The organism is Pseudarthrobacter defluvii (assembly GCF_030323865.1).
In the GTDB taxonomy this organism is placed as follows: domain Bacteria; phylum Actinomycetota; class Actinomycetes; order Actinomycetales; family Micrococcaceae; genus Arthrobacter; species Arthrobacter sedimenti.
In genome coordinates this window covers 1,333,979-1,346,087 of the sequence record NZ_CP066362.1, presented here as the reverse complement: position 1 = coordinate 1,346,087, position 12,109 = coordinate 1,333,979, and the positions used below count along the sequence as shown (strand labels likewise).

The 12,109-nt window shown below is 66.4% G+C and carries 10 protein-coding genes; 8 read left to right on the top strand and 2 right to left on the bottom strand.

Annotated features, from left to right (window positions below; translation table 11 throughout):
- Positions 1-26 precede the first annotated feature (26 nt).
- Positions 27-914: an SDR family oxidoreductase gene (locus tag JCQ34_RS06230; RefSeq protein ID WP_286402950.1), complete on the bottom strand. Its 888-nt coding sequence runs from the start codon at positions 912-914 to the stop codon at positions 27-29.
- 215 nt (positions 915-1,129) lie between these two features.
- Here JCQ34_RS06230 and JCQ34_RS06225 point away from each other — a divergent pair, with 215 nt between their 5' ends.
- From JCQ34_RS06225 to JCQ34_RS06205, 5 genes are all read left to right on the top strand, one after another.
- Positions 1,130-2,713 (top strand): acyl-CoA carboxylase subunit beta, encoded by a 1,584-nt coding sequence (locus JCQ34_RS06225; protein ID WP_286402949.1) that lies wholly within the window; start codon positions 1,130-1,132, stop codon positions 2,711-2,713.
- The gene (locus JCQ34_RS06220; RefSeq protein ID WP_286402948.1) at positions 2,710-2,949 is read left to right on the top strand and encodes an acyl-CoA carboxylase subunit epsilon; all 240 of its coding nucleotides are present in this window, start codon (positions 2,710-2,712) and stop codon (positions 2,947-2,949) included. The genes JCQ34_RS06225 and JCQ34_RS06220 overlap by 4 nt, the downstream gene beginning before the upstream one ends.
- A 114-nt stretch (positions 2,950-3,063) precedes the next feature.
- The gene (locus JCQ34_RS06215) at positions 3,064-4,749 is read left to right on the top strand and encodes a DUF885 domain-containing protein (RefSeq protein WP_286402946.1); all 1,686 of its coding nucleotides are present in this window, start codon (positions 3,064-3,066) and stop codon (positions 4,747-4,749) included.
- A 99-nt stretch (positions 4,750-4,848) separates the two neighbouring features.
- Entirely contained in the window at positions 4,849-5,718 is an 870-nt protein-coding gene (locus JCQ34_RS06210; RefSeq protein ID WP_286402945.1) for a phosphatase PAP2 family protein, read from the top strand.
- Positions 5,719-5,837: 119 nt separating this feature from the next.
- Complete coding sequence (locus JCQ34_RS06205; RefSeq protein WP_286402944.1) at positions 5,838-7,274, top strand: dicarboxylate/amino acid:cation symporter; 1,437 nt, start codon at positions 5,838-5,840, stop codon at positions 7,272-7,274.
- An 82-nt stretch (positions 7,275-7,356) separates the two neighbouring features.
- Here JCQ34_RS06205 and JCQ34_RS06200 read toward each other — a convergent pair whose 3' ends face one another.
- Positions 7,357-7,920, bottom strand: a complete 564-nt coding sequence (locus JCQ34_RS06200; protein ID WP_286402943.1) for a hypothetical protein — start codon at positions 7,918-7,920, stop codon at positions 7,357-7,359.
- A gap of 195 nt (positions 7,921-8,115) precedes the next feature.
- On the opposite strand from JCQ34_RS06200, the gene JCQ34_RS06195 reads away from it, so the two are divergent.
- The 3 genes from JCQ34_RS06195 to JCQ34_RS06185 are packed head-to-tail and all read left to right on the top strand — an operon-like array spanning position 8,116 to position 11,988.
- The gene (locus tag JCQ34_RS06195; protein ID WP_286402942.1) at positions 8,116-8,793 is read left to right on the top strand and encodes a TetR/AcrR family transcriptional regulator; all 678 of its coding nucleotides are present in this window, start codon (positions 8,116-8,118) and stop codon (positions 8,791-8,793) included.
- Positions 8,794-8,811: 18 nt separating this feature from the next.
- Positions 8,812-11,334, top strand: coding sequence for an MMPL family transporter (locus JCQ34_RS06190; RefSeq protein ID WP_286402940.1), 2,523 nt, complete (start codon positions 8,812-8,814; stop codon positions 11,332-11,334).
- A gap of 9 nt (positions 11,335-11,343) precedes the next feature.
- Positions 11,344-11,988, top strand: a complete 645-nt coding sequence (locus JCQ34_RS06185) for a Maf family protein (protein ID WP_286402938.1) — start codon at positions 11,344-11,346, stop codon at positions 11,986-11,988.
- Positions 11,989-12,109: the final 121 nt, after the last annotated feature.

Sequence of the window (12,109 nt, the reverse complement as noted above, 5' to 3'; positions counted from 1 at the left end):
AGCGCAGTACCGCGCCGGTGGCGTCGTTACAGGAAGATGTCCCGAACCAACTGGTCCTCGGGCGCTCCAAGGGTGTAGGGGCGGAAGTCCGTCACGCCTGCAGCGGCAAGGACCTGCTCGTCCGTGTAGAAGTTGCCCGACGGCGGGGCACCGGCACCAAGGTTGGCTCCGGTCAGGACGGCGTGGGCGGCGTCGGCCATGATCTGCGGGCCGCGCGCGGCCATGACCATGGTTTCGCCGTGGGGCATGTTGCGGATGGCCGCGGTATCGATCAGGGTGCACGGCCACAGGGAGTTGACCCGGATCCCGTCCGCCTTCAGCTCCTCGGCCAGGCCCAGCGTAGTCAGGCTCATCCCGTATTTGGCCATGGTGTACGCAAGGTGCTTCCCCGCCCAGGAGGGGTGCAGGTTCAGCGGCGGTGAGAGGGTGAGGATGTGGCCCTGTTCCGAGGCACGGAGCGCCGGCAGAGCCAGCTTTGACAGCAGGAAGGTGCCGCGGACGTTGATGTCCTGCATCAGGTCGTACTTTTTCATGTCGACGGTGTCAGTGGTGGACAGGTCGATGGCTGAGGCATTGTTGATGACGACGTCGATGCCGCCAAACCGCTCCAGCGCCGCATCCACGGCACCGGCCACGTCTTCATCCCTGCGCACGTCCCCTACCAGGGGCAGCGCCTGTCCGCCCGCCGCCACCAGTTCCTCGGCAGCGGTGTAGACGGTGCCCTCCAGCTTGGGATGGGGCTCCCCCGTCTTGGCCAGGAGGACGATGTTGGCGCCGTCGCGGGCCGCCCTTTTAGCAATGGCGAGCCCGATTCCGCGGCTGCCGCCGGAGATCAGGATGGTCCGTCCGGCCAGGGAACCTGCCGCCCGGTATGGGCTGTCGGGAGCATGCAAAGCATCGTCGCTTGAGGTCATGGGACCACTGTAGCCCAACTAAGTTACCGGCTAGTAACATTGTTGAGTGGTTGTTGGATCCTCAGAAAATTGTAGGTTCCCTACAGCTGTGGGCGCCCAAAGCGTCACTAGACTTGCCAGCAGGGTTCGTCTTTTGTGTGGATGCTACTTAAAGCACCGCACAGCCTGACGCGCCAGCCAACGGAATTGACCTGCTACAGAGCCGGAGACACTTGATGAGCCACGATCTGACAACGACAGCGGGAAAGATTGCCGATTTCCGCGACCGCCAGGCGCGCGCCGAACAGCCCTCCGGCCCCGAAGCCATTGAAAAGCAGCATGCCCGGGGCAAGAACACTGCCCGCGAGCGGATTGCGCTGCTGCTGGACGAGGACTCGTTCGTTGAGTTCGACGCCCTGGCGGTCCACCGCTCCACCGCCTTTGGCATGGAAAAGAAGAAGCCGCTGGGCGACGGCCTGGTCTCCGGCTACGGCACCGTGGATGGACGGCTCGTTGCCGTCTACAGCCAGGACTTCACCGTCTATGGTGGATCGCTGAGCCAGGTGAACGGCGAAAAGATCGTCAAGGTCCAGGAGTTCGCGCTCCGGAATGGTTGCCCCGTCGTCGGAATCCTCGACGGCGGCGGCGCCCGCATCCAGGAAGGCGTGGCCTCGCTGGCCATGTTCGCGGACATCTTCCGGAACAACGTCCATGCCAGCGGCGTGGTACCGCAGATCTCCCTCATCATGGGCCCCTCCGCCGGCGGTGCGGCCTACTCCCCCGCCCTCACGGATTATGTGGTGATGGTGGACAAGACCTCGCATATGTTCATCACCGGCCCGGACGTCATCAAGACCGTCACCGGCGAGGACGTTGACATGGAAACACTGGGCGGCGCCCGGCAGCACAACGCCACCACCGGAACGTCCACCTATCTGGCCTCGGACGAAACCGACGCCATCGAGTTCGTGCGCGAACTGCTGGACTTCCTTCCCTCCAACAACCTCTCCGAGGCACCCGTAATGGGGCACCAGCAGGAGTTGGAGATCGACGACGACGACCTCGCCCTGGACGCGCTGGTCCCGGACTCGGCCAACCAGCCCTACGACATGCGCGCCGTGGTGGAACAGATCGTGGACGATGGCCACTTCCTGGAGATGCAGGCGCTGTACGCCCCCAACGTGATGATCGGGTACGGCCGGGTGGAGGGGCACACTGTTGGCATCGTGGCCAACCAGCCGCTGCAGTTCGCCGGCACCCTGGACATCGCCGCATCAGAAAAGGCCGCCCGCTTCGTGCGCCACTGCGACGCCTTCAACATCCCCATCATCACCCTGGTGGACGTTCCCGGGTTCCTTCCCGGCAAGGACCAGGAGTTCCAGGGCATCATCCGCCGCGGCGCCAAGCTTCTCTACGCCTACGCCGAGGCCACCGTCCCCAAACTGACCGTCATCACCCGAAAGGCCTACGGCGGCGCCTACATCGTCATGGGCTCCAAGAAGCTCGGCGCAGACCTGAACCTGGCCTGGCCCACGGCGCAGATTGGTGTCATGGGTGCGCAGGGCGCAGTGAACATCCTGTACCGGCGCGACCTCGCGGCAGTCGCCCAGGACGGCGGCGACGTTGAGGCCCGCCGCGCAGAGGTGATCCGGCAGTACGAGGAAGAACTCCTCAACCCCTACCAGGCTGCCGAACTGGGCTACGTGGACGCGGTCATCGCCCCCTCGGACACCCGCATCCAAATCATCAAGGCATTGCGGGCGCTGCGCGATAAACGGGCCAGCCTCCCCGCCAAGAAGCACGGGAACATCCCGCTGTGATCCCCACCGGCCCCGCTGAGGAAAACCTGCCGACCGCTCCGCTGCTCTCTGTTGTCAAAGGACAGCCGAACGCCGAGGAACTGGCCGCGCTGACCGCCGTCGTGCTTTCCCTGGGCGGGGAAAGCCCTGCACCGGCCAAGACGCCCAGCGTGCGGCACTGGGTGCGGCGGCAGCAGCTGCGGCTCGCGCCCACGCCGGGCCCGGGCGCTTGGAAACGCAGCCACGGCGGGGCGTAGTCCCCACCCCCTCCCTAACCTCGCTTCGCTCGGCCAGGGACCCTCGGCGGAGTGGGCCCATACACCGGCGGGGCATGCTGACGTTGCCCACGTTGCCCCGTTAGGCTCGGGGGTGTGACTACAGACACCTCTTCCGCAGCCCGCCCGCACACCCGGATCGATGCCGTCGCGGACAACTACACAGACACCCTGATCAGGCTCAACCCGACGTTTGCCACCACCCTTGGCCTGCCCGGACATGAGACGGAATACCAGGACTTCTCCCCCGCCGGCATCGCCGGTTTCGCAGAGGCGGCACGGGACGCCCTCGCGGCACTGGACGGCCTGGAGCCTGAGGACGACGTGGACGCCGTCACCCTCGATGCGATGCGGGAGCGGCTGGGCCTGCAGTTGCTGATCCATGCCTCCGGGTGGGAGTACGCGGAACTGAACAACATCGCCTCGCCCGCCCAGGACATCAGGGCCATCTTTGACCTCATGCCCACCGACACCGAGCAGGACTGGGAACACATCGCCGGGCGCGCCCACAATGTCCCGGCAGCCATCAGCGGGTACACCGAATCCCTGCGCCTGGCGAAGGACGCCGGGAAGGTGGCCGCGGCGCGCCAGGTGCGGATCGTCATGGAACAGGTGACCAAATACGCCGCCGAAGACGGCTTCTTCGCCAAGCTGGCGGCGGGGGCCTCCACCTCCGCCGGGCCATTGCCCGCGGCGCTGCAAAACAAGCTCGACGCCGGTGCCGACGCTGCCCGGAGTGCCTACGCCGGTCTGGCGGAATTCCTGCGCACCGAGCTGCTCCCCGCCGCGCCCGAGAAGGACGCCGTGGGCAGGGCCCGCTACGCCCTGGCTTCCCGGTCTTTCCTGGGCGCCGAAGTGGACCTCGAGGAAACCTATGCATGGGGGGTGCAGGAACTCGACCGCCTCATCGCCGAGCAGGAACAGGTGGCAGCCACCATCAAGGCAGGCGCCACGATCGCCGAAGCCAAGGAAATCCTCAACAACGATCCCGCGCGCCAGCTGAAGGGCACCGAGGCGCTGCGGGAATGGATGCAGGGCCTCTCCGACAAGGCAGTAGCCGAACTCGCCGGCGTGCACTTCGACATCCCGGACGTCATGAAGAAGCTCGAGTGCAGGATCGCCCCCACCGATGAAGGAGGCATCTACTACACGGGCCCCTCCGCCGACTTCAGCCGCCCCGGCCGCATGTGGTGGTCCGTGCCCGCCGGCGAAGACACCTTCACCACCTGGGCCGAAACCACCACCGTCTACCACGAAGGCGTCCCCGGCCACCACCTCCAGGTGGCCACCGCCACCTACCGCCGGGAACTGCTGAACAAGTGGCGCCGCAACGTCTGCTGGACCTCAGGGCACGGCGAAGGCTGGGCACTCTACGCCGAGAAGCTCATGCAGGAACTGGGCTACCTGAAAGACCCCGGCGACCACATGGGCATGCTGGACATGCAGCGCATGCGGGCAGCCCGCGTGGTCTTCGACATCGGCGTGCACCTCGAATTGGAAATGCCCGAACGCTGGGGCTCCGGTACCTGGACTGCTGACAAGGGGTACGGCTTCCTCAAGGAAAACCTCCCCATCAGCGAAGGGCAGCTCAACTTCGAGTTCACCCGCTACCTCGGCTGGCCCGGCCAGGCCCCCTCCTACAAGGTAGGCCAGCGCCTCTGGGAGCAGATCCGCGCCGAACTGGAATCACGGCCCGGGTTCGACCTCAAGGCGTTCCACACCAAGGCCCTCAACATCGGCTCTGTTGGACTCGATACCCTGCGGCGGGCGTTGCTCACCTAGACCCACTTTCCGGCCAGGGTCCTGCCCCTCGTTTGGTGGACACTGCCCACAGCAATCAATAAGCTTGCTTACTAAATTGTTGTGGGGAGCATATGCCGAATGATCAGGGAGACCACATTGACCGACTACCAAGGGACACCGGCGGGGACGGGAGTGCGGGGCGAACTCCACCAGGACACTGCGGTAGGGGCAAAGGACCTCACCCGCTGGGACAGCCGAGCAGGCCGGAGCCTCGCGGGATTGGTCCACCACATCAGCCAGGTGCTGGGCCCTTATGGTGCCCTGATCCTGACCCTGCTGGCGGGGGCCGTGATTTCCGCCGTCATGGCCGCCGCCTTCGGCGAGGTGTACCAGGCAGTGACCGCCGCCGACGGGGTGGCGGGACTTGACCATCCGGTGTTGGCGGCCAGCGAGAGCCTTCGCACCCCCACCCTCGATGTCGCGGTGACCGCGTTTACTGACGTGGGCGGGACCGTTGGCATGCCAATCCTGGCCGTGGTCATGATGCTTACCCTGGCACTGCGGCGCCGCTCCTGGACCCCCGTCATCCTGATCGCCGCAGCAGGCCTGGGCTCGCTGCTGATGACGATCGCCGGCAAGCGCCTCGTGGGACGGGCGCGCCCGGACCTCAGCGATGCCGTGCCACCCTACGAACACTCCCCGTCCTTCCCCAGTGGACACTCACTGAACGCTGTCGTGATCGCGGGCATCGTCGCCTACCTCATCATCCTCCGCCTCGATTCGAACCGGGCCCGCATCCTCACAGCGTCGGTTGCCGCCCTCTTTGCCATTGCCATCGGGCTCAGCCGGGTCTTCCTTGGCCACCACTGGCTTACAGACGTCCTGGCCGCCTGGGCGCTCGGTGCGGCATGGCTGGCCATCGTCATCACGGCACACCGCCTTTATCTGACGGTAAGGAAACACCACGGGGCGCGAGACATTAAGCACACCAAGGCCGGGAATAAGTAACAATGACCGCTGTGGCCCCTCATTTTCCGCAGATTCCGGACCGTGGCGGTAATTTCTGGCACGTAATATTTCTCAATATTCTTTCGACGTGATATGTAGCGGGGGTCTAGCTTGTTCTGGTGAGCACTCAGACAAGCACCCCATCTCCCGCAGGGAAGACCGGATTCCAGCTGCCCAAATGGGCGGGCTCGTTCGGCTTCCAGATCATCGCCGCCCTTATCGTGGGCCTCGGCCTCGGACTGCTGGCCAAGTACACCGGCAGCACCAAGGCCAACCCGAACGCGCTCGGCGCCACACTGCAGACCATCGGCTCAAGCTATGTGTCCCTGCTGCAGACCGCCGTCGTTCCGCTGATCTTCACCGCCGTGGTCAGCTCCATCTCCAACCTGCGCCAAGTGTCGAACGCGGCCAGGCTGGCATGGAACACGCTGCTGTGGTTCGCCATCACGTCCCTGATCGCCGTGCTGATCGGCATGGGGCTTGGCGTGCTGCTGCAGCCGGGTGCCAACACCGGCATCAGCGGCGATGCCAAGTACACCGGAAAGTCCGGTGACTGGTGGGCCTTCCTGGTGGGACTCTTCCCCAAGAACTTCCTCGGCCTCGGTGCCAGCTCCACCGTCGGCGATTCCGGCGCCGTCACCACTTCCATCAGCTTCAACGTCCTGCAGATCCTGGTCATCGCCATCGCGGTGGGCGTTGCAGCCCTCAAGGTGGGCAAGGCCGCAGAGCCGTTCCTGAACCTCAACGCGTCAGCCCTCGCCGTGATCCAGAAGGTGCTGTGGTGGATCATCCGCATTGCACCGCTGGGCACCATCGGCCTCATCGGCAATGCCGTGGCCGTCTACGGCTGGGACACCATCGGCTCGCTGGGCAAGTTCACGGTTGCCATCTACGCCGGCCTGGTCCTGGTGCTGTTCGTGGTCTACCCCATCCTGGTGCGCAGCCACGGCTTGTCCATCAAGCAGTACTTCTCGGGTGTGTGGCCCGCCGTCCAGCTGGCCTTCGTGTCCCGCTCCTCCGTGGGAACGCTGCCGCTGACCCAGCGAGTCACTGAGCGCAGCCTGGGCGTCCCCCGCGCCTACGCTTCCTTCGCCGTGCCGCTGGGCGCCACCACCAAGATGGACGGCTGCGCAGCGATCTACCCCGCAGTGTCCGCGATCTTCGTGGCCCAGTTCTTCGGCATCCACCTGGACTTCAGCCAGTACCTGCTGATCGCCCTGGTCTCGGTCCTGGGTTCCGCGGCCACCGCCGGAACCACCGGCGCCGTGGTGATGCTCACCCTGACGCTCTCCACCCTGGGACTGCCGCTGGCCGGCGTCGGACTCCTGCTCGCCATCGACCCGATCCTGGACATGGGCCGCACCGCCGTGAACGTGGCGGGCCAGGCACTGGTCCCCACCATCGTGGCCAAGCGCCAGGGCATCCTGGACGAGTCGCTGTACAACGCACCCCGCAACGGCACGCCCTTTGTGGATGACAGCGATGCCGCGACTGAAGCCATCGACGGCACCTCCGCCGACACCGCACCCCGCGAACTGCAGGATGCAAAGGCATAACGGTCACTGAAAATAGAAGCGCGTCCCCGGGAGCTCTCCCGGGGACGCGCTTCCAGGTTAAGGACTCCTCAGCCTGCCGGCGTCAGCGGCCGCCACCGCCGATCACACCGTTCTGCACGGCCTTAGTGACAGCATCGGCCTCGGCCTGCGTCAGCTTTCCGTCGGTGACCGCCTTGTCCAAGCGGGTCTTAAGCGCCGCAGCGTGCTCGGACTGCTCCTCGCTGCGGATCTCCTGGAGAGCCGCCGTCACCTTCGCCTCGTCAATTCCCAGCGATGCGGCAAGGGACTTGGCGAGCGCAGCCTCGCGGGCAGCGGGGTCCGGCTTCTGGCCCTCGGTGGGCGGAGTGCTGGGCTTATTGGCATCGCGGAAGGACTTCAGCGCGTCAGCCACCTTTGATTCGTCCACTCCAAGCTTCGCTGCCAGCGTGGAAGCCTGTTCCATCCCGTGTCCGCCGCGGCCGCCGTGCCTGCCCATTCCGTCCTGGGCAGTGCCGGTGCTTCCGTCAGCCGAAGCGCTGGAACTCGAGCTGGGCGTGGGAGTGGGCGTCGTGGTGGTGGCTGAGGCCATGCCGGCAACGCCGATTCCGGCACCGAGCGCCAGCGCGGCGGCTGACAGGCCCAGGGTCATCTTCTTCGTGCGTTTCATCTTTTGTCTCCTGATTCGCCGTCGGGTGACGGCTGCTGGTGGAACGCCTCTTGGCGAGACACACCAAGCGTCCCGTGCCAGGTTCAGGAGGGGCTGTTCGGAACCTTTCGTTCTCCTGTGAATCCATATGGTTCCGCTTTTCCGGTCGTTCGAAGAAGTTGCATGCAGTGCAAATTTGCACGTAGTGTAAAAGGCGTGACAAGCCCCCTCCCTTCTCCCGACGCCGAGCCGGCCACCCCGTCGCGCCGGGAACTGAACAAGGCGGCCACGCGCCAGGCCATAACGGACGCTGCACTGGGACTCCTTCGTTCCCAGGGCCCGGGAAACTTCACCGTGGAGGACATCGCCGACGCCGCGGGCATTTCGCGCCGCACCTTCTTCAACTACTTCGGCAGCACGGACGCCGCATTGGCGTCCATCGTCCATGGCTTCCTGGACAACGCCATCCAGCAGCTGCGTCTCCGCCCGGCGGACGAGCCGATGCTGGAGTCAGCCCAGGCCGCGCTGATGGCCCTGGCGGACCCCAAGGCCATCGCCCCGCTCGCCGAACTGTTCACGCTGACCCAGCAGAGCCCGCTGATGTCCCACACGGAACTCGAGGCGTGGGACCACTGCCGGGCCCAGGTCTTCACCGTTGCCCGCGAACGCCTCGCCGGCACCCCCGGCGCCCAGGACGAGCTGTATGTCCACGCCCTGGCCGGCTCCATCATCTCCTGCGGCAAGGCTGCCATGGAGGTCTGGTTCAGCCGGCGCGGGCCGGACCTCTCGCCCGCCTCCCTGGCCGAACTCCGCCAACTGCTCATCGATGCCATGGCCCTGCTGGGCGCCGGCTTCACAACCACCGCTTTCCCATCCGCCACCCGTTCCTCCTGATCAGATCGGTCCTCCCGCATGGCACTCCTCCTCTACCGCCTCGGCAAGTTCTCCTACCGCCGGCGCTGGCTTGTCATCTCCCTCTGGCTTGCCGTGCTGGTGGCCGTCGGCGGTTCCGCCGCGGCCTTCCATGGCACGCTGTCCAACAACTTCCAGATCCCGGGCACCGAGACACAGCGGATCGCGGACAAGCTCAAGCAGGATTTGCCTGCCGCCTCCGGCGGAAGCGCCACGATCGTCTTCGAAGCCCCCGACGGCGGGTTCACGGACGGGAGCCGCGCGGCCGTCACGGATGCACTGAAGAAGCTGCAAGACCTGCCCGAGGTCCGCGGCACGGTAGATCCGTTCGCCACCCAGGCCCAGGTGGACCAGGCCGGCAAGGCCATCACCGATGGCGAACAGCAACTGGCGGCAGGCCAATCGCAGCTGGATGCCTCCCGCGCCCAGCTGGAGGCGGGAAAGGCACAGCTGGCGGCAGCAGAGCAGCAGCTCACTGCCGCCGGAGCCCCGGCAGCGCTGATCGAGGCCCAGCTGGGCCAGCAGAAGGCCGCCCTGGCGCAGGGCCAGGCAAAGCTCGACGCCGGCACCCAGGAACTGGAGACCAACAAGGCCAAGCTGGAACTCGGCAAACGCCAGGCCCAGGCCGCCTCGGCCATCCGCTTCGTCTCCGAAGACAACAAAGCCGCCGTGGCGCAGGTCCAGTTCAACACCTCCATCAACGGTCTGGCCCCGGCCGTCCGCAAGCAGGTACAGGAGATCGCCCACGAGACGTCCTCCGCGGGCGTCAAGGCCTTTGCCAGCAAGGAAATCACCGAGGACATCTCGGCCCTCTTCGGCACGGCGGAAATCGTCGGCATCGCCGTGGCGGCGCTGGTCCTCATCCTCATGCTGGGCACGCTGGTGGCGGCCGGACTGCCGCTGCTGATGGCTATCATGGGCGTCGGCGTGGGCGTGGGCATCACCTTCGCCCTGTCCGGCCTGTTCGACATGAGCTCCATCTCCCCCATGCTGGCCCTCATGCTGGGCCTCGCCGTCGGCATCGACTACTCCCTGTTCATCGTCAACCGGCATCGGACCCAGCTCCTGGCCGGCATGGACCCTGAAGAGTCCGTGGCCCGGGCCAACGGAACCTCCGGCAACGCCGTCGTCTTCGCCGGCCTTACCGTGATCATCGCCCTTGCCGCCCTGGTGGTCCCCGGGCTGCCGTTCCTCACCGTCATGGGCCTCGCGGCGGCGGGAACCGTGGCCGTGGCCGTCCTCGTCGCCATCACCCTGACCCCCGCCATGCTGTCCCTCATCGGCCGGCGCATCATCTCCAAACGCGCCTGGGCCAAGTCCGAGGCACACAACGCCGAACCGGACCACGAGGCGGCAGACCTTGCCTTCGACCGCGAACGCAGCACCCGCGGCTGGGGCGGCCTGGTCACCAAGCACCCGTGGATTGCACTGATCGCCGGCATCCTCCTGCTGGGCACCCTTGCCCTTCCCGCCACCCAGCTCCAGCTGGCATTGCCGGACGGCGGCTCCGAGCCGGTGGAGTCCGAGGCCTACCAGGCCTACGACCTGACCGCCCGCAGCTTCGGTGAAGGCGTCACCGGACCGATCGTGGCCGTGGGCGAGTTCCCCGCGAACCTGGATGCGGCCCAGGCGCAGAAGCTGCAGTACGACATCGCGGACAAGCTCCGTGCCGTGGACAACGTGGTGGCCGCCGTACCGGTGGCCCTCAGCGAAGACCGCCGCACCGCCGTGTTCCAGGTCATCCCCAAGGAGGGCCCCGCCAGCGCCAGCACCGTCAAGGTCGTCTCCGAACTGCGCGGCCTCAACGGGGAAATCAAGGCCGACTACGACGTCACCATGGGCCTGACCGGGCAGACCGCCGGCAACGTGGATGTCTCCACCAAGCTTGGCGACGCCCTGCCGCCCTACCTGGCCATCGTCGTCGGACTTTCCCTGGTCCTGCTGCTGCTGGTGTTCCGCTCCATCGTGGTCCCGCTGCTGGCCACGGGCGGCTTCCTGCTGTCCCTGTCCGCAGCCTTTGGGGCCGTGGTTGCCGTATACCAGTGGGGCTGGCTGGGGAACGTCTTCGATGTGGCCAACCCCGGCGCCGTGCTGAGCTTCCTGCCCATCATCCTGATCGGCGTGCTGTTCGGCCTGGCTATGGACTACCAGGTGTTCATCGCCTCCGGCATGCGCGAGGCCTACATGCATGGTTCATCAGCAAAGGAAGCGGTGCGGGTGGGCTTCCGGCACGCGGCAGCTGTGGTTACGGCCGCGGCGATCATCATGGTGAGCGTGTTCTCCGGCTTCATCTTCAGCCACCTCACCATGGTCCGGCCGCTGGGCTTTGCCATGGCCTTCGGCGTCCTATTCGACGCCTTCGTGGTCCGCATGACCATCGTGCCGGCCGTGATGTACCTGCTGGGCGCCAGGTCCTGGTGGCTGCCCCGCTGGCTCGACCGGATCCTGCCGGACGTGGACGTGGAGGGCGCCAAGCTCAACCGCGGACAGGCCGCACCGGTTTCCGGCGAGCTGGTCCACTAGGCTGAAGCCGTGCTCCATCTGATCCTCGCTTCCCAGTCCCCCGCCCGCACCAAGCTCCTGGCCGAGGCCGGCATCCGGCACGCCGTGCTGGTGTCCGACGTCGACGAGGCCGCCGTCCAGGAACGGTACGGCGTCACGGACCCGCACGACACCGCCCTGCTGCTGGCCCGGGCCAAGGCGGAGGCCGTCGCGTCCCTTCCAGAGGCGGAGGGGGCGCTCGTGCTGGGCTGCGACTCCGTCTTCGAGTTCGACGGCGAGGCGCACGGCAAGCCCTACACCGCCGACGTCGCCCGCGAGCGGATGCTGCGGATGAGCGGCAGGGCCGGCGTGCTGCACACGGGCCACTGGCTGGTGGACTGCAGGGACACGGACGACGACGGCAGCGGCGGCCGCGGCTCGGGCGCCACGCTCGGGGCGGTCGCCTCCGCCGAGGTTTCCTTCCTGGACATGGAGCCGGCAGAGATCGACGCCTACATCGCCACCGGTGAACCGCTGCACTGCGCGGGTTCCTTCACTATCGACGGTCTGGGCGGGGCCTTTATCCGGAAGGTCGACGGCGACCCGCATGCCGTCGTCGGCCTTTCTGTCTCCACCCTGCGCGGACTGCTCGCTGCCGCCAATGTGCGCATCACGGATCTCTGGCCCCACCGGTAAAGCAGTCCGTTTTCCGCACAGCTTGTAGCTTCCCTACAAAGGAAGACTGCTTTACACGCGGATTCCGCAAGTAATATCGGCGGAACCCTCAAAACCGCGCTAGGCTCCCTGAAGGAAAGAA